This is a genomic window from Bacillus sp. AR2-1, assembly GCF_008368755.1.
Lineage (GTDB): Bacteria > Bacillota > Bacilli > Bacillales > Bacillaceae_G > Bacillus_A > Bacillus_A wiedmannii.
On sequence record NZ_QORY01000017.1, the window covers coordinates 1 to 16574 of the forward strand.

22 protein-coding genes and 1 pseudogene are annotated in these 16574 nt (G+C 34.4%); 18 read left to right on the forward strand and 5 right to left on the reverse strand.

What is annotated here, in order from left to right; all coding sequences use genetic code 11:
• Window positions 1-20 precede the first annotated feature (20 nt).
• The gene (locus tag DT250_RS18645; protein ID WP_001165081.1) at window positions 21-206 is read right to left on the reverse strand and encodes a YkvS family protein; all 186 of its coding nucleotides are present in this window, start codon (window positions 204-206) and stop codon (window positions 21-23) included.
• 262 nt (window positions 207-468) lie between these two features.
• Between DT250_RS18645 and DT250_RS31725 the strand changes: the two genes are divergently transcribed.
• Both DT250_RS31725 and DT250_RS18650 read left to right on the forward strand, forming a co-directional pair.
• Complete coding sequence (locus DT250_RS31725) at window positions 469-624, forward strand: hypothetical protein (protein ID WP_002096778.1); 156 nt, start codon at window positions 469-471, stop codon at window positions 622-624.
• A gap of 88 nt (window positions 625-712) precedes the next feature.
• Entirely contained in the window at window positions 713-1315 is a 603-nt protein-coding gene (locus DT250_RS18650; RefSeq protein ID WP_149213523.1) for a histidine phosphatase family protein, read from the forward strand.
• A gap of 37 nt (window positions 1316-1352) precedes the next feature.
• Here DT250_RS18650 and DT250_RS18655 read toward each other — a convergent pair whose 3' ends face one another.
• The gene (locus DT250_RS18655; RefSeq protein ID WP_088062589.1) at window positions 1353-1931 is read right to left on the reverse strand and encodes a GNAT family N-acetyltransferase; all 579 of its coding nucleotides are present in this window, start codon (window positions 1929-1931) and stop codon (window positions 1353-1355) included.
• A 245-nt stretch (window positions 1932-2176) separates the two neighbouring features.
• On the opposite strand from DT250_RS18655, the gene DT250_RS18660 reads away from it, so the two are divergent.
• The 12 genes and pseudogenes from DT250_RS18660 (at window position 2177) to DT250_RS18720 (ending at window position 12052) form a co-directional block, all read left to right on the forward strand.
• Window positions 2177-2371 (forward strand): hypothetical protein, encoded by a 195-nt coding sequence (locus DT250_RS18660; RefSeq protein WP_000356682.1) that lies wholly within the window; start codon window positions 2177-2179, stop codon window positions 2369-2371.
• Between the two features lie 25 nt (window positions 2372-2396).
• Window positions 2397-2714 (forward strand): hypothetical protein, encoded by a 318-nt coding sequence (locus DT250_RS18665; protein ID WP_149213524.1) that lies wholly within the window; start codon window positions 2397-2399, stop codon window positions 2712-2714.
• Window positions 2715-3190: 476 nt separating this feature from the next.
• Window positions 3191-3550 carry a class Ib ribonucleoside-diphosphate reductase assembly flavoprotein NrdI gene (nrdI, locus tag DT250_RS18675; RefSeq protein ID WP_000634376.1) on the forward strand — a complete coding sequence of 120 codons (360 nt, stop codon included), beginning with the start codon at window positions 3191-3193 and terminating at the stop codon, window positions 3548-3550.
• Window positions 3537-4664, forward strand: a pseudogene (locus DT250_RS18680) (ribonucleotide reductase N-terminal alpha domain-containing protein); the annotation flags it as partial. The gene nrdI and the pseudogene DT250_RS18680, both read left to right, overlap by 14 nt.
• Window positions 4665-5047: 383 nt before the next feature.
• Complete coding sequence (locus tag DT250_RS18685; RefSeq protein ID WP_306295567.1) at window positions 5048-5998, forward strand: ribonucleotide reductase large subunit; 951 nt, start codon at window positions 5048-5050, stop codon at window positions 5996-5998.
• A 93-nt stretch (window positions 5999-6091) separates the two neighbouring features.
• A complete protein-coding gene (nrdF, locus tag DT250_RS18690) occupies window positions 6092-7060 on the forward strand; it encodes a class 1b ribonucleoside-diphosphate reductase subunit beta (RefSeq protein WP_060489487.1) in 969 nt (322 codons plus the stop codon).
• Window positions 7061-7276: 216 nt separating this feature from the next.
• A complete protein-coding gene (locus DT250_RS18695) occupies window positions 7277-7657 on the forward strand; it encodes a GntR family transcriptional regulator (RefSeq protein WP_000687513.1) in 381 nt (126 codons plus the stop codon).
• On the forward strand, window positions 7654-8352 hold the full coding sequence (locus DT250_RS18700; RefSeq protein ID WP_149213525.1) for an ABC transporter ATP-binding protein: 699 nt from the start codon (window positions 7654-7656) through the stop codon (window positions 8350-8352). The genes DT250_RS18695 and DT250_RS18700 overlap by 4 nt, the downstream gene beginning before the upstream one ends.
• Window positions 8349-9143 carry an ABC transporter permease gene (locus DT250_RS18705; RefSeq protein WP_149213526.1) on the forward strand — a complete coding sequence of 265 codons (795 nt, stop codon included), beginning with the start codon at window positions 8349-8351 and terminating at the stop codon, window positions 9141-9143. The genes DT250_RS18700 and DT250_RS18705 overlap by 4 nt, the downstream gene beginning before the upstream one ends.
• A gap of 14 nt (window positions 9144-9157) precedes the next feature.
• The gene (locus DT250_RS18710) at window positions 9158-10060 is read left to right on the forward strand and encodes an ABC transporter ATP-binding protein (RefSeq protein WP_149213527.1); all 903 of its coding nucleotides are present in this window, start codon (window positions 9158-9160) and stop codon (window positions 10058-10060) included.
• On the forward strand, window positions 10060-10836 hold the full coding sequence (locus tag DT250_RS18715; protein ID WP_149213528.1) for an ABC transporter permease: 777 nt from the start codon (window positions 10060-10062) through the stop codon (window positions 10834-10836). The genes DT250_RS18710 and DT250_RS18715 overlap by 1 nt, the downstream gene beginning before the upstream one ends.
• 202 nt (window positions 10837-11038) lie before the next feature.
• Complete coding sequence (locus DT250_RS18720; protein ID WP_149213529.1) at window positions 11039-12052, forward strand: CPBP family intramembrane glutamic endopeptidase; 1014 nt, start codon at window positions 11039-11041, stop codon at window positions 12050-12052.
• Window positions 12053-12080: 28 nt separating this feature from the next.
• Here DT250_RS18720 and DT250_RS18725 read toward each other — a convergent pair whose 3' ends face one another.
• Entirely contained in the window at window positions 12081-12263 is a 183-nt protein-coding gene (locus tag DT250_RS18725) for a DUF3913 family protein (protein ID WP_000707104.1), read from the reverse strand.
• A gap of 100 nt (window positions 12264-12363) precedes the next feature.
• Window positions 12364-12816 carry an Lrp/AsnC family transcriptional regulator gene (locus tag DT250_RS18730; protein ID WP_001175492.1) on the reverse strand — a complete coding sequence of 151 codons (453 nt, stop codon included), beginning with the start codon at window positions 12814-12816 and terminating at the stop codon, window positions 12364-12366.
• 63 nt (window positions 12817-12879) lie between these two features.
• On the opposite strand from DT250_RS18730, the gene DT250_RS18735 reads away from it, so the two are divergent.
• From DT250_RS18735 to DT250_RS18745, 3 genes are all read left to right on the forward strand, one after another.
• A complete protein-coding gene (locus tag DT250_RS18735; RefSeq protein WP_095205721.1) occupies window positions 12880-13374 on the forward strand; it encodes a carboxymuconolactone decarboxylase family protein in 495 nt (164 codons plus the stop codon).
• Window positions 13364-13918, forward strand: coding sequence for a cysteine hydrolase family protein (locus DT250_RS18740; RefSeq protein ID WP_149213530.1), 555 nt, complete (start codon window positions 13364-13366; stop codon window positions 13916-13918). Before DT250_RS18735 ends, DT250_RS18740 begins: the two co-directional genes overlap by 11 nt.
• A gap of 85 nt (window positions 13919-14003) precedes the next feature.
• On the forward strand, window positions 14004-14402 hold the full coding sequence (locus tag DT250_RS18745) for an SseB family protein (RefSeq protein WP_000435201.1): 399 nt from the start codon (window positions 14004-14006) through the stop codon (window positions 14400-14402).
• A gap of 27 nt (window positions 14403-14429) precedes the next feature.
• On the opposite strand, the gene DT250_RS18750 is transcribed toward DT250_RS18745, so the two are convergent.
• Window positions 14430-15350, reverse strand: coding sequence for a S66 peptidase family protein (locus DT250_RS18750; RefSeq protein WP_149213531.1), 921 nt, complete (start codon window positions 15348-15350; stop codon window positions 14430-14432).
• A gap of 115 nt (window positions 15351-15465) precedes the next feature.
• Here DT250_RS18750 and DT250_RS18755 point away from each other — a divergent pair, with 115 nt between their 5' ends.
• Window positions 15466-16560: an NAD(P)H-dependent flavin oxidoreductase gene (locus tag DT250_RS18755; protein WP_097890372.1), complete on the forward strand. Its 1095-nt coding sequence runs from the start codon at window positions 15466-15468 to the stop codon at window positions 16558-16560.
• Window positions 16561-16574: the final 14 nt, after the last annotated feature.

Here is a 16574-nt window from a genome sequence, read left to right on the forward strand (position 1 = left end):
GATCCTTTCTTTCTATTATATTATGCATTTTGATTAATGACAGTATAGTTTTTATGACTTACAACTGTAAGAGGTTCCATATCTAGTTCTCTAAAATTTTCCATAATTGTTATATCTACAATAACGGAGTTTTGATTTACTTTTTGAACACGGCCTTGCATTCCACCTTTAAATTCAATGATATCTCCAGTTTCTGCGATCTGCATAAGCAACTCTCCTTGTTACAGTTTTCCAAAAAAAGAATAATTTTGGTTTTTTTTATTTCCTCTTATTTTGAACCATATTGTCTAGTTTGTAAATGTTTCCAAAGTAAAAATTCGAAAAATATTCACATTTTGTAAGAAAATATGCAAGAACTCCAAGTTATTAGAAAAAAAGAACGGTTTAAATGCGTGCATCTTTATATAGGGGTATAATGAAAAAACACAATAACCTACTAAAGTGGGAGAAATTAGAGGCGGTAAAATGATGTTTGAATTTGTGGGGAGTGTTATAGCATTAACTTTATTTGTATTTTCTTATATAAATTTAAAAAAGATTCGTCATCATGAAACGACTACATATTTTGATGGGATGGATGGTATACATGCTGGGGTCACACATGAGAGTGGTGGGGATATGTAAAGGTGTATAACTTTCTTTTTTTGCGTGGTATGATATTTAAAAATAGTACATAATAGAGTTTGTAAGTGATGAATGGAGAGTGGAAAGAATGAAGATTTCTTTTATTCGTCATGGCCGCTTAGATCGTACTATAGAACCAATGACGGTTACATCCTTTCATCAATGGATGAAAGGATATGACTTACATACTATAACAGAAAAAGCACCTATACCAATGGAAACAATGGAAGCGATTGAAGCAGCAAAGTTGATTGTAACGAGTGATCAAAGGTGTGCTATACAGTCAGCAGCTGAATTAATGAATTCTTTATCTTTTATGCAAAATTCTCTTTTTAGGGAAGCTGAAATTCCGACGAATTTTTATGCTCCAACATGGTTGAAATGTAAACCTAACGTATGGATGTTTATCGGGCGAACATTATGGATACTTGGTTACCATAAAGGTGTTGAGTCTTATAAGGAAGTAAGAGAGAGGGCAAGGCAAGTGGCTTACTTATTACACCGTTATGCTCTCGTACATGGCAGTATTGCTCTTGTAGGTCATAATTACATTAATGCAATGGTTGGTGCGGAGCTGAGAGCGATGGGATGGTCTGGTTCTCCTATTTTACATAGGAAGCCATGGGGATGTACAACCTATACATTCCACGAAGCGATGGATGGAAATATATTAAATACAAAATTAACATAAAAGCACACGATTTATATATAAATCGTGTGCTTTCTTTTTAAGACATAGAAATTTTGATGTTTAATGTTTTTACGAGGTGTGCATAAGGTTCGCCTACAAGCATAACGATTTGATCTTTTTTATAACCTAGTTTTTCATATAGTGAATAGGCACGTTTGTTTTCTAAATTAACAAGTAATGCGATTTTTTCATGCTCCTTTTCAGTTGCATGGATTTCAGCAGCTTCAATTAATTGAGAACCGATTCCTTTTCCGCCATATGCACTTGAAACTGATAATGTATCAATGTAATATTCATCAAGTTCAGCTTCTTTTTCTAATGTAATTGATTCATCTTTATGTAATTCTCTTAAGTAATGTACAATTGGTGCATCAAGACTTGTTGCTTCACTACCGTGATAAGCGACAATAACCCCAACTGCAACCCCGTCTTGTACATATACAAAACAGTTTTCATAGCTCAGTCGATTTCTCTCTTTTGAGAACCATGTTTCAAGTCCTAGTAATACTTCTGTCTCAACTGTGCTGCCTGTGATTTTTTCAGCAATTTCGTGCAGAGCGTTATATAATAAAGGTGCAATTGCCTTCGCATCTGTCTTTTTTGCTTTCCGAATCATAGTATCCCTCCTAATTCTATTTATATATTGTAGCATAGTGGTATGGAACTTTGCATAATTGAATACTGAAATGATTGATATAGATAAGTAGCTATGTTAGTATATGATATTTAGTGGACATATACTAAAGAGATCTTTTTTGAAAAATAATGAAAATGAAATGAAGGTATAGCACCTGGATAATTTTACAGTTGTTGACCTATAGAATATACGATAAAATAAAATATTGCATAGAGGTGAAATACATGGATAAAGAATTAGCAAATGCAATTTTGGATCAGCTGAAAAATGGTGAAATAAAGGAGTATGTTGTTACGAAAGATGTATTTTATACGTTCAGAGAAGTTGTAGTAAGTCGAGAAGATTTTAAACATATTATTGGGAACGCACAGCGCGGCGGACAAGTAATTTATACATATTCAGAAACGCCACGTTCGTAACTAGAAGAATATAGGGAGGAGAATTATGGGCGATTTTAAACAAGGCATATTACCGCATTGGGATTATATGTGGAAAGATAGAGCGGGCAATAGGTTTATGGGGATGGTCATGTATCCAGAGAAACGAAAGTGTTCGGCAAAAATGCTTCAGAAAATAAAAAGAGCATATGAAGAGGCTATAGAAATTAAAGTAACCGTACAAGTTCAACATACATATCAGTACGTAGAAGGAATGATTGTGTACTTTGATGAAGAAGCTCCTGTATGTACAATGATTGATAAAGATGAAAATCCACATCATATATTTGTAAAAGATATTTTTCGCATTGAGCACTCAGAATAATCTTTTCATAAATAAGTTGAATTTCCATAATAATAATCTTTTTCTATAATAGTTATCTTTTAGTATGTAACGCGAACCGAAAGTATATGTATAATATTTAATAAAGTAAAACTGATAAATGTAATCGTTTTTTAGAACAGATTATCGTTTCATGTCTGTTCTTTTTTGCGTGATGCTGGAGAAATATATTCCTCCAGCATTTGCCGTTTTATGACAAAATATATTGGTAACTTTTTTAAAAATAAGGTTAAATTCGTTGACAACTTTTTTGAAAAGCACTTTATTGACATGAGTTTTAGAATGTTGTTTCATAGTCATTGTATTGAAAAAAATCGACTGTCTTGTCGAAAAGTAAAATTTAAAAAAAGAAAGAATTTATACATATATCTTGTGTCTTATTTTGAAACGTAATACAATATATAGAGAAATCAAGAAACAACATACAGAGAGTATAGATTGGAGAGGGAGGGTCGGAAATGATAGTTGCATATGATTCTATGACAGGAAACGTGAAGCGTTTCATTCACAAATTAAATATGCCGGCCGTTCAAATTGGTGAAGATCTAGTAATAGATGAAGACTTTGTTTTAATTACGTATACAACAGGTTTTGGCAATGTACCAGAACGTGTTTTAGAATTTTTAGAGCGCAATAATGAAAAATTAAAAGGCGTATCTGCAAGCGGCAATCGTAACTGGGGAGACATGTTCGGTGCAAGTGCTGACAAAATTTCTGCTAAATATGAAGTGCCTATTGTATCAAAATTTGAGTTATCAGGAACAAATAATGATGTAGAATATTTTAAGGAAAGGGTGCGGGAGATTGCGACACATTGAACTGAATAATGAAATCACGCAAATGCAGGACGGTTTTTATCAGCTTCATAAAGATAAAGAGGCATTAGAAGTCTTTATGGAAGAAGCTAGAGAAAATACCGTTCATTTTAATAGCGTGGCAGAGCGAATGGAGTATATGAAAGAATATGATTACTATTACAACGTTCTGGACGAGTATAGCTTGGAGGAAGTAGAAGAGGTATATAACATCGCTTATGGTGAAAACTTCGAGTTCCAATCTTATATGGCAGCATCTAAGTTCTACAAAGATTATGCGTTAAAAACAAATGATCAAAAACAATACTTAGAAAGCTATGAAGATCGTGTAGCAATTGTTTCATTATACTTAGGACGCGGTGATGTTGCGAAGGCAAAACACTTCGCAAGCATGATTGTAAAACAAAACTACCAACCAGCGACACCAACCTTTTTAAATGCGGGACGAAGCAGAAGAGGAGAAATGGTGTCTTGTTTCTTGTTAGAGATGGATGATAGCTTAAATTCAATCGGCTTTAACATTAATACTGCAATGCAATTATCAAAAATCGGCGGTGGAGTAGCTTTAAACTTGTCTAAGCTACGTGCACGCGGTGAGCAAATTAAAGGTATCGATAACGCTGCAAGTGGTGTAGTACCTGTTATGAAATTACTTGAAGATTCGTTTTCATATGCAAATCAACTTGGGCAACGAAAAGGTGCCGGCGCAGTATACTTAAACATTTTCCATTGGGATATTATTGAATTCCTTGATACAAAAAAAATAAATGCCGATGAGAAGAGCCGTATTCAGTCTCTATCAATCGGAATTATCGTTCCAAGTAAGTTCTTTGAGCTTGCTGAGAAAAACGAACCTTTCCATGTTTTCGCGCCTTATACGGTGTATAAAGAATACGGAAAGCATTTAGATGATATAGACATTGATGAAATGTACGATGAATTAATGAGCAATCCGAAAGTGAAGAAGAAGCCGCTAGATATTAGTGCACGTGATATGCTTATTAAAATTGCTATGATTCAGCTTGAGTCTGGTTACCCATACTTAATGTTTAAATCAAATGCAAATAGCCAACATCCACTGAAGGATATTGGAACTGTGAAGATGTCGAACTTGTGTTAAATATGTAGCACCTTCTAGTAGAAATGCTAGTCGAAAACTCCGTTAAACGGGGAAAGCCTCAAATTTGAGGTAACCTACCGTGCTAAATCTTATCTTAGAATGAAAATATAAAAGTTCAGAATGTATCTTATTATTTTGTATAGCAGAGTTATGGGACAACATAAAGTAATAAGATACATTCTGAAGTATTTAAGATAAGTAAAAGCCTAACGACTATCCCTTATGGGAGTAGAGCGCAAGCGATTGGCGTTCGAAAAGCGGAGCACCTAATCAGGTAATGCTGTAGGTGATGATATAGTCTGTCCTGTATGGTGACATACAGCAGTTGCATGAGCAACGGACTGAGGAGTAGCGGACTCGGTTGAACATTCGAGACAGAAATCTTCCAGCTTCAAGAAACTTCTGAAATAAATGATTACGGTACAGATGATATTATCCGTCGTGATATTAACTGTAATTTAGGATCGTTAAATATCGTGAATGTAATGGAAAATAAAGAAATTCGTGAAGCTGTTCATGCGGGAATGGAAGCTTTAACAGCTGTGTCTGATATGACGATCATTCCTAATGCACCAACTGTGAAAAAAGCAAATGATGAGCTTCATTCAGTTGGACTTGGCGCAATGAACTTACACGGATATTTATCAAAAAACAAAATCGCATATGAAAGTGCAGAAGCGAAAGAGTTCGCTCGTACATTCTTTATGATGTTAAATTACTACTCTATTGAAAAAAGTATGGAAATCGCTAAAGAAAAAGGCGAAACATTTAAAGACTTCGATAAGTCTGATTATGCGAATGGCACATACTTTGAAAAGTACGAAACGACAGATTACAGCCCAGTAACTGAAAAAGTTCAGCAACTATTTGAAGGAATTCATATTCCAACAAAAGAAGATTGGACAAGTTTAAAAGAGCAAGTGAAGAAGAATGGATTATATAATTCATACCGTCTTGCCATCGCTCCAACACAATCTATCAGTTACGTTCAAAATGCAACTTCAAGCGTAATGCCGATCGTAAGTCAAATCGAATCAAGAACATATGCGAATGCGACGACATATTATCCAATGCCGTATTTATCAAAAGATACGTTCTGGTACTATAAATCTTCTTACGATATGAATCAGTTTAAATTAATTGATTTAATCGCAGAAATCCAAGAACATATTGACCAAGGAATTAGTACAATTCTTTACGTTAATAGTGATATTTCAACACGTGAATTAGCACGTTACTACATCTATGCACATAAAAAAGGCTTAAAGAGTCTTTATTATACGAGAACACGTAAGTTAAGCGTGGAAGAGTGCGTAGCTTGTACCGTTTAATATAAAAAGTGAGACATCATGAGCAGGGTTTTCTGAACCCTGCTCATGCTTAGTTATCAATTTTTCATGTTTATTTAGAGAAGGGGCGATTGAATGCGTGCGGTAAACTGGAACAAAAAAGAAGATGATTTTAGTTTAATGTTTTGGAAGCAAAACATCGCTCAGTTTTGGACAGAAGAAGAAATCGCAGTATCTTCTGACAAAAATACTTGGGCACAATTATCAAAAGAAGAGCAGATTGCTTATAAGCGTGTATTAGGTGGTTTAACACTTTTAGATACGAAACAAGGTGGCGAAGGGATGCCACTTGTACTTGTTCATCTTGAAAATTTACAAGCGAAAAGTGTATTAGCTTTCATGGGAGCTATGGAAGAAGTACATGCGAAGAGTTACAGTCATATTTTCACAACGTTAGCTACTGAAGAAGAAATTGATGATATTTTTGAATGGGTAGACAATCATCCATTACTTGAGAAAAAAGCTGGTATTGTTACTAGTTACTATCGTCGTTTATTAAAGCCTGAAGTAACGAAAAAAGAGTTATACATGGCGATGGTAGCAAGTGTATTCTTAGAAAGTTACTTATTCTATAGTGGATTCTTCTACCCACTTTACTTAGCAGGTCAAGGTAAATTGACAGCAAGTGGTGAGATTATTAACCTAATAATTCGTGATGAGTCAATTCACGGCGTATTCGTCGGTATTTTAGCACAACAACTCTTCGCAGAACTTTCTGCAGAAGATCAACAAGAAGTGCAAAAAGAAACACAAGAGTTATTAATGGAACTATATGAAATTGAAATGGCATACACAGAAGAAATTTACACTTCTATCGGTCTTGTAGAGGATGTAAATCGTTTCGTTCGTTACAATGCGAATAAAGGACTTATGAACTTAGGACTTGAGCCGAAGTTTGAAGAAGAAGAAATTAACCCAATCGTTTTAAATGGTTTACGTACAGATACGAAAAACCATGATTTCTTCTCTGTAAAAGGGAATGGTTACGTAAAAGCAACGAACGTTGAAAAGTTAGCTGATGATGACTTCGTGTTTGATTTTTAATATATACTCATAAAGAAAAGCTGTCTTATTCATTGATAAGACAGCTTTTCTTTATGGATTTGTTTACATAACACTATTATTTTTGTATAACGAGTTCTGTTTAAAAAGTTCTATCCAGCAAATGGATAGAACTTTTTTGTAATTAAATGGGTATTTACAAACTATTTGTATCGGTGTATTATTTAACTAGTACACCAATACAAAAGGAGGGAAGAAATGAAAATAGAGTTTTCTCCAAATACACCAATTTACATTCAGGTAATGGAATACATAAAAAAAGAAATCGTAACAGGACATTTATTGCCGGGTGATAAAATTCCCTCTGTACGTGAATTAGCGAGTGAATTACAAGTAAATCCAAATACGATTCAGCGTACATTTCAAGAGCTAGAACGGGATGGGGTTGTTGTCACACGTAGAGGAATGGGACGATATGTAACGAATGAAGGGGAGAAAATTATGGAGCTGCGAAAAGAGATGGCGAAAGAATTACTTCATTCTTTTATAGATGGAATGGACAATTTAGGTTTTTCAGAAGAAGAAATTCTTACAATCCTTCGCTCTTCATTACACGAGAAGAGGGAGGAGAGCGAATGACAGAGTTATTAAAAATAGAAAACTTATGGAAGAGATACGGGTTAAAAGCAGTGATCCGTGAATTAAACATAGAGATTACGAAAGGGAAAATTATAGGACTCGTTGGAGATAACGGGAGCGGGAAAACGACGTTATTGAAAATGATTGCCGGTCTGCAGCATCCTTCCGAAGGTAGTATTACAATCGCTGGTAAAAAGGTAGGATTAGAAACGAAAGAAATTGTTTCTTTTATGTCGGATAAACCAGTATTTGATGATTGGATGACGGTAAAGGATTCTTTATTTTTCTATCGAGATTTTTATAAAGACTTCGACATTCAAAAAGCGGTAGATACAATTGCTGAATTTAAAATACCGTTAGAAGAAAAAATTACAGCTTTATCAAAAGGTATGGTTGAAAAGCTACAAATTATTTTAACATTTTCGAGGAAAGCGAAGTTATACGTACTAGATGAACCATTGGGCGGGATTGATCTCGTTTCTAGGGAACATGTACTGGAACTTATTTTACAGTTTTATCGCGAAGACTGTACCATTTTAATTGCCACGCATTTAATTGGAGAAGTGGAAAATATTTTTGACGAAGTAATCTTTTTAAAAGATGGTGAAAGTGTATTGCATGAAAATGTAGAGGAATTACGTTTCCAAAGAGGAAAAGCTGTTACGGATTTGTTTAAGGAGGTGTTTAGTAGATGAAGGCCAGTTTAATATATATGTACAATGCCAATAAAAAACAAATTTTCATTTCGTTATTGTCATTCATATTTATTGTAGCTGTCGCTTTTGTAAGTATGGGGAATTATATTAAACAAGAATCAGGAGAAGTAAGGCAAATGATTATTATTGCTTTAGTATTCTTAGTTTATATGATTTTTGCAGCAGTAGTATTTCTACAGGCGATATCTGCGTTTGGGAAAATGACAGAGAATACATTATTTCGATTAACACCGATATCTGGCAAAAAAATTGTTTTAGCAATATTGTCATATGCGGCAATTAGTTTAATGTGTTTTGAAGTGATAGGTACTATATTTGTCTATAGTATTTCGATGAAAGTAATAAAAGGTACAGAACTCTATGGAATGTTATTTACGGAAAGTACAATTGAGCTAGATATAGTAAAACAAGTATTTAGTAGTGTGTTATATGTATTTAATTTATCAAGTATATTGTTAGTTTTACTTTTCATAGTATCTGGTGTTAAAGTATTTTCTTTGAAAAAGAAAAAAATGGAGTATGTAATTATTTTCTTCTTATTTTTATTAGTAACGAAAGCAATCAATATGATATATGAAATGCTAGGCCGACTTGCACCTACGTCTACTTTTATTAGGAAGTTAGTTTATATAGATGAATCGGTGGATATAAATCTTATACTATATCCAGAAAGTCTTATGAATTTATATAGTATTGCTTTTTCAATCGGTATATTTGTTTTACTTGTTTATATAACAGGTCGCATAATCGATAAAAAACTAGAAGTCTAAAGGAGGAATCAACATTGGGAAATGTAGTAGTAAAGTTAGAGAATGTTCGAAAAAAGATTGGTGGAACAGAAATTATTCGCGGTTTATCATTTGAAGTTCGTGAAGGGGAAGTGTACGGGTTTCTTGGACCGAACGGTAGTGGTAAAACGACGACAATTCGTATGATGACAGGTCTTATATCAATGACAGAGGGCGATATTACAATTTGCGGTCATAGTATTCGCACGGAGCGTGAAAAGGCGCTAGAGCAAATTGGGGCGATCGTAGAAAATCCTGAACTATATGATTATATGACTGGAATGCAAAACTTAAAGCATTTTGCGAACATGGCAATTACACCAATTAGTAAAGAGCGCATTGCTGAGATTGTAAAGCTTGTCGAATTAGAGCACGCAATTCATAAAAAGGTGAAAACATATTCACTTGGTATGAAACAACGTTTAGGAATTGCACAGGCATTACTTCATCAGCCGAAAATCTTAATTTTAGATGAGCCGACAAATGGATTAGATCCAGCGGGTATTCGCCAAATTCGAGATTATTTACAACGTTTAGCGAAAGAAGAGAATATTGCTGTAATCGTATCAAGTCACTTATTAAGTGAAATTGAACTCATGTGTGATCGCGTCGTTATTATTAAGCAAGGTGAGTTTGTGCAAGAGTACAACTTACATGAACAAGCGAAACACGATGAGACAGTAGTTGTAGCGTTTGAAGTAGATCAAGTACAGAAAGCAAATGAAATCATTAAAGGTAAGACGCAAGGAAATGTAATTGCAGTATCTGTAATGAAAGAAGAAATCCCACAACTTGTAAAAAAACTTGTGAATGACGATGTGCTTGTTTACGGAGTTACTGTTCAAACTAAAACGTTAGAGGATGAGTTCTTAGCGATTACAGGGGGAGTGGAAGCGTAATGTTTAAATTAATTCAAAATGAATTTTTAAAGTTACATGCGAAAAAAGGTATGTATATATTAATCGGTATAATTGCTTTATTGGAGATTTTAGGGGCAGTAGTAATGGCAAAATGGGGTGAAGCTGATAGTTTAAGTGGATCTTACCTAGATTTTGTAAATTCAGATATTGGTCTAATTATATTGTTTGCAACAATTTTTGGTATCGCAACAGCCTCTCGTACAATCACAGATGAATTCCAGAAAGGAACAATTAAGCAATTATTAATTCGTCCAAGAAAACGAATTATAGTTTTATTTTCTAAATATATTACGGTTTTATTAACGATATTATTTATCATAGTTGCTAGCACGTTAATTGCAATGATCATTGGCGGAATTGTAATGGATGGTAGTAAGACAGAATTAACATTAGGAATTGTATTAAAGGCAATTTCATATGAACTTTTATCACCCATTTTCTTTGCTACGCTTGCATTTTTCTTAGCAAATGTATTTAGAAAATCTGTTTTGCCATTAATTATCACGTTGTTTTTCTTTTTCCTACAAGGACCAATTAAGATGATGCTTATGATGCTTACAAAAGGCGCCGCAAAATTTGTTGTATTGTTCCATTTAAATTTAAATGCTTATGACAGCAATAAATTAATCAATCGTGGTTTAGAATCACCATTTACAGAATTTACGTTTACAACTTCATTATTACTTGTGATTACGTATATTGTTGTATTACTTATAGCATCAAGTGCATTATTCCAAAAACGTGACGTATTATAATAAAAGAAATCCCCGCTTGTAAAAACGGGGATTTTTATTACATAACCTCCTCCTAAATGGCAACTTGAAGAACAGTGATATGGTATTTTAAGAGATATGTTGTTTGAAAGTAATTGAGAAAAATAGGAGGGATTTCGACTATATTCAAATTATAATTTAGTTATCCGACCATTTGTTTTTATTATCTTTGGGGGTGTTCTACATGCATTATGCATTTTCACGCATAAGACTACGCAGTTTTTTTGGATGGATGATTATAGGGGTGTTCCTTACGATGATTCCATTAGATCTAGCAAATGTTTCTGAGAATACGCTGGAAGTTATTTCACAAATAACTGTATTTTTTATATTTCCGTTATTTTGGTTATACGTAAAAACAAATAAAAATAATGTTGTGTTTAACAGTTTTTTTGATAAGCCAGGACGTTTACCGTGGGGATTAATTGTATTAGCAATGATAATGGGAATGATTTTTTCAGTTGGTATATCTCATATTCAATTTTACATATTAGCACATACGTTACCGAATTTCTTAGTTACCATGTTAGAAGACGTAAATGTTATTAATACGAGTAACATATATATGACGATATTTACTTTCATTTCAGCATGTGTATTAGCACCTATTATGGAAGAGGTTATTTTTAGGGGCTTCTTTTTACAGCGAATGGCTCATAAATGGGGAATTAAAAAAGCTGTAATCATATCTTCACTTATTTTTGGTTTAGGACATTTTGATGTTATTGGTGCATTTATGTTTGGTGTTGTTATGTGTCTTTTATACATAAAGACGAAAAATATATGGACGAATATCGCTGTACATGCTCTAAATAATTTAATTGCAACAAGTATGCAATTTGTCGGTGGAGAAGAGAGTAGCGCAATCTCAATTACTGAATTGCAAGCGCAAAGTAATTTATGGATCGGTATTGGTCTGACAGTTATTGGGTTACTTTGGTTAATTCCTTACGTTTGGAAACAATGGCGTACTGTAAAAAAAGTGGGTGTGCCACAAGTGCGCTTTATAAATGAGGAAAAAGTGGTGAGTGCATTACAAGAAAATGAAGTGTATAGTCAAGTGATTGTAACAGATAGACTGATGGCTGTAGAGCTACCAGATGAAGCAGTAAATAAGCTTCGATTAGAAGAAAATGATTATGTAACAGTATCTGTAGAAGAAGATAAAATTGTAATAAAGAAAGCGCGTGATAGATAATTAAAAAGTAGCTCTTAGGAGCTACTTTTTAATTTGTAATAATTTCTACACGAAAATTATTACCGTTCTTTACATATTTAATATCTGTAACAATGCGGACTGTTTTTAAAATCTCCACTTTTTCACCAATTCGAGGGATAGTCGGAACATTATCCCAAATGCCAAGTAAATCATCTAATTGTGCCGTTTTTTCATAAAACCAGATTTTCAATGTAAAGCCCCTTTCTCGAACTTTATGTATTTTAATACATGATATATTATTTTTATTCTTATTGTAAGGGGTTTTTTTATATTTTATGAATAAAAATAAATTAATCTTCTGGGAAGATGTGTTCGATATCAGGAGTAAGAGATACTTCTGATAATACGATATGAGAAACTGTCGTTGCATATGAAGAAACATCATTGATAAAATCTTCAAGTTCAACGAGTGAAGGAACAGAAATTTTTACAATGTAGCATAAGCTTCCTGTTACTCGGTAACAAAAACTTGCAGATGGATAAGACTGAATAAACTGTTGCATACGTGTTGTATCACCATTTTTTAAAGTGATTTCTAAAATACAATCTAAAACAAGTCCTGCTTTTTTATAATCAATATCGATTGTGTACTTTTGAATCACGCCTTCACTTTCAAGTTTGCGAACACGTTCTGCAGTAGACGGAGCAGATAAGTTTACTCGTTTCGCCAATTCACGCATGGAAAGGCGACTATCATTATATAATTCATTTAAAATCTTTCGATCGACACGGTCTAGTTGCATTTGTAAATATACCTCCAGTAAAATAATAATTTTTGTAAAGTAAAAATATAAATTAAGATTCATGTGAAATGTAAAGTGAACTTTATTTATTTTACAATAAAACGGAAGGAAATAGGAGGGGAAATGATGGAGAGAATTTCATTATCAAATGTAGGAGTTACAAAGTTTCAAAAGTTATTAGGGCATAATCCAGATCTATTACATTCATGGAGTATGGTAGAGAATACTCTGTATAGTAAAGGAACTCTGTCGGCAGAGCTAAAGGAGCAAGTCAGAAGAACATTAGCGTACGGGAATGAATGTCCGTACTGTATGGCAAAGGGAAGACCTGATGATATGCAAAAGGTAGAAGAAATGAGTGTAGCAGTTACTTTTGCACATACATTTGTTCATGATAAAAAGGCAATAGATGATAATATGTTTCATGCATTGAAACAATATTGGACGGAAAAAGAAATTGTAGAGCTTTGCGCTTATATTTGTTTTATTACTGCGTCACAACAACTTGGTTTTCTGTTTCAATTACAGCCGAACGAAGGAGAAAATGATGATGAATAAAATAGCACTTATTATAATTGATGTACAAAAAGCGTTTCAATTATCATACTGGGGTGAGAGAAATAATCTTTTTGCTGAAGAAAACATGAGAATTTTATTAGAACAATGGAGAAAAAGGAAGCGACCGGTTTTTCATATTCAACATGTAAATAAAGAAAATGCTCAATTGATGTTTTATGAAGGAGCGGAAACGGTGAACTTTAAAGAAGAGCTGAAGCCATTACCAGGTGAAGTGGTTATTCAGAAATCTGTTAACAGCGCGTTCATTGGGACAAATTTAGAAGAGCAATTAAGAGAGAACAAATGTAATGCAGTAGTGGTTGTAGGTTTAACGACAAATCATTGTGTGGAGACTACGACACGAATGGCAGGGAATTTGGGATTTACAACATATTTAGTGAGTGATGCAACGGCTACTTTTAACCGTAAAGGTCTAGATGGTAAAGAGTATAATGCAGAGGATATTCACAATATGACACTTGGAAATTTACATGAAGAGTTTGCTACGATTGTAACGACAAAAGAAGTGTTAAAATTATTTTAAGAAAATAATTGCGAATTATGTAGAAAAAAATAAGAATATTTCGTATAATCTAAGTACAATCATTTTGAAATAGGGGTGGCATCATATGGAGCAAATTCCGGTAAAGAGAATAGAAGAAGTACTTGTTGTAGCAGGGGACGATAAACAGAAGCAAAAGGAATTTTATGAATTGCTCTTATCTACTGAGTTTTATGTTGCTGGTTCACTAGAAGCAGAGGACGGGGCAACAGAAGGAATACTTCGTTTGCGTCATTTCCAAGGAGAGGGTAGATGGATCGTTCCGTTCTTTACACAAATGGAATTTGTAAAAGACGTGTTGCCAGAAGGAACGCCCCTTATTACGATACGTGGAAAAGAATTATTTGGTAGCATTGAGAAAGATGCTACAGCAGTATTAAATGTTGGCACTGATATAAGTAAAACATTTATTCCAGAAGAAGTTGCAGATATCGCATCTGGACGAATTTTTAATTATTATAAATAAAAGGAAAAGCGGAATCGCTTTTCCTTTTTAATTTGAATACGGATTGGCTACGCCAGAAGAAATAGAGATTGTTTTATTATTTGTATTTATTGTCGCTGTAGCTCCAAGAGGAATCCCGATGTTTGGGCTTATATGTCCAATCGGTAAACCGAATAGGACAGGTATATGATATGGTGCGAAAAATTCATATAGTATTGTTTGCAATGATTGAGATGGTTTAGAAGGAGTGCAGTCGTGACAACTTGTAAAAATAACACCGCTACATTCATTAAACTTTCCAGATATAAGTAGCTGATTTAACATACGGTCAATGCGATACGGTTCTTCCCCAATGTCTTCAAGCAACAAAAGTTTATTAGCCGTAATTATCTCATAGGGTGAGCCAATTATACTCGTTAATACAGTTAAATTTCCTCCCGCCAATGTGCCTGTAACTGTACATGGAGAGGTAGGTACGATACATTCTGAAGCAGATAAGATGGTTGAATACGGATGGAATAGTTGATTGAAAGAAGATAAAGAAAGAGAATCTACACCTTTACCTAATTCTTCAACCATTGGACCATGAAAAGTAACAAGCTTTGCATAACGTGAAAAGGCCGTATGTAAAGCTGTAATATCGCTATATCCCCAAAAGATTTTTGGATTCTGCTGAATGATTTCATATTGAATGTGAGGGAGGAGACGAGCACTTCCGTAACCACCTCGTGCACAGAAAATGGCCTTTACTTCATTATTTGTAAATGCTTCATGTATATCATCGAGCCGAACTTGATCACTTCCAGCTAAATATCCATATTGCTCATAAACACTCTTCCCAATTACTACAGATAAACCCATTTCTTGTAATAGGGTTACCCCTTTTAATACATTTTCAATTGTTGGTGGGCCGGACGGTGCAATAATCATTACTGTATCACCTTGTTGTAACGCATTTGGATATATCATTGTTTTCAGCCTCCTTCACTTTCAATATATTCGCTTCATAGGAAGTTCAACCCTTGTAAAAGAAGGGGAAAGTTTGTCAAATAAAGAAGATATAAGGGGAATAGGAGGAGAAATGATGTTTACAAGTCGAGTTATAGATACATTACAAATTAAGTATCCCATCATTCAAGCAGGTATGGCAGGTGCAATTACGACGCCTGAGCTTGTTGCAGCTGTAAGTAATAGCGGAGGATTAGGAACGCTTGGAGCAGGCTATATGAGCCCTGAACAAATTCGTGATGCAATTTATAAAATAAGGGAACGAACGGATAAGCCTTTCGGTGTGAATTTACTGTTAACGAAAGAGATACAAATAGAAGAAGAGAAGATAAACTTGGCCAAGGGATTACTTAGCGGAGTGAATAGAGAATTCGGTATAGAGGAAGAAGAGCAGTTAAAGCTTCCAAAAAGTTATAAAGAACAATTACAAGTGTTAGTAGAAGAAAAAGTGCCAGTCGTTAGCTTTGCATTTCAAACGTTAGAAAAAGAAGAAATAGATGAATTGAAAAGAAGAGAAATCAAAGTCATCGGAACAGCTACTCATGTGGCAGAGGCGAAAGTGCTTGCTGAATTAGGAGTAGACATTATTGTCGGTCAAGGGAGCGAGGCAGGAGGGCATAGAGGAACGTTTATTGGGAAAGAACAGGAAGCTATGATTGGGACGTTTGCATTAATTCCACAGTTAGTAGCAGCAGTCCCGCATATCCCAATTGTTGGAGCAGGTGGTGTAATGAACGGACAAGGGCTTGTTGCGGCATTTACACTGGGAGCAGAAGCTGTTCAAATGGGATCGGCTTTTTTAACGAGTAAAGAAAGTATTACGCATGATGTATATAAACAAGCGGTTTTACGTAGTACAGATACGAGTACAACTGTGACTCGTGCGTTTTCCGGGAAATATGCGCGGGGTATTCGTAATGAATTTATAGAGAGACATGAAGGGAAAGAAGAAGGGCTTCCGATGTATCCAGTGCAAAATGTATTAACCTCTAAAATACGCCAAGAAGCAGCAAAACAAAATAAAGGAGAATACATGTCGCTTTGGGCAGGGCAAGCGTCATCGTTAGCACGAATAGAATCAGCTCAGCATGTAGTGGAGCGAGTTATGAAAGAAGCAGAGAACGTAATCGAACAATTACAAAATATATATAGAAAAAGACCACTTGAATAATTCAAGCGGTCTTT

Coding starts and splice junctions, on each gene's coding strand:
- DT250_RS18645 (WP_001165081.1), bottom strand. CDS start 206: ATGCAGATCGCAGAAACTGGAGATATCATTGAATTTAAAGGTGGAATG.
- DT250_RS31725 (WP_002096778.1), top strand. CDS start 469: ATGTTTGAATTTGTGGGGAGTGTTATAGCATTAACTTTATTTGTATTT.
- DT250_RS18650 (WP_149213523.1), top strand. CDS start 713: ATGAAGATTTCTTTTATTCGTCATGGCCGCTTAGATCGTACTATAGAA.
- DT250_RS18655 (WP_088062589.1), bottom strand. CDS start 1,931: ATGATTCGGAAAGCAAAAAAGACAGATGCGAAGGCAATTGCACCTTTA.
- DT250_RS18660 (WP_000356682.1), top strand. CDS start 2,177: ATGGATAAAGAATTAGCAAATGCAATTTTGGATCAGCTGAAAAATGGT.
- DT250_RS18665 (WP_149213524.1), top strand. CDS start 2,397: ATGGGCGATTTTAAACAAGGCATATTACCGCATTGGGATTATATGTGG.
- nrdI (WP_000634376.1), top strand. CDS start 3,191: ATGATAGTTGCATATGATTCTATGACAGGAAACGTGAAGCGTTTCATT.
- nrdF (WP_060489487.1), top strand. CDS start 6,092: ATGCGTGCGGTAAACTGGAACAAAAAAGAAGATGATTTTAGTTTAATG.
- DT250_RS18695 (WP_000687513.1), top strand. CDS start 7,277: ATGAAAATAGAGTTTTCTCCAAATACACCAATTTACATTCAGGTAATG.
- DT250_RS18700 (WP_149213525.1), top strand. CDS start 7,654: ATGACAGAGTTATTAAAAATAGAAAACTTATGGAAGAGATACGGGTTA.
- DT250_RS18705 (WP_149213526.1), top strand. CDS start 8,349: ATGAAGGCCAGTTTAATATATATGTACAATGCCAATAAAAAACAAATT.
- DT250_RS18715 (WP_149213528.1), top strand. CDS start 10,060: ATGTTTAAATTAATTCAAAATGAATTTTTAAAGTTACATGCGAAAAAA.
- DT250_RS18720 (WP_149213529.1), top strand. CDS start 11,039: ATGCATTATGCATTTTCACGCATAAGACTACGCAGTTTTTTTGGATGG.
- DT250_RS18730 (WP_001175492.1), bottom strand. CDS start 12,816: ATGCAACTAGACCGTGTCGATCGAAAGATTTTAAATGAATTATATAAT.
- DT250_RS18740 (WP_149213530.1), top strand. CDS start 13,364: ATGATGAATAAAATAGCACTTATTATAATTGATGTACAAAAAGCGTTT.
- DT250_RS18745 (WP_000435201.1), top strand. CDS start 14,004: ATGGAGCAAATTCCGGTAAAGAGAATAGAAGAAGTACTTGTTGTAGCA.
- DT250_RS18750 (WP_149213531.1), bottom strand. CDS start 15,350: ATGATATATCCAAATGCGTTACAACAAGGTGATACAGTAATGATTATT.
- DT250_RS18755 (WP_097890372.1), top strand. CDS start 15,466: ATGTTTACAAGTCGAGTTATAGATACATTACAAATTAAGTATCCCATC.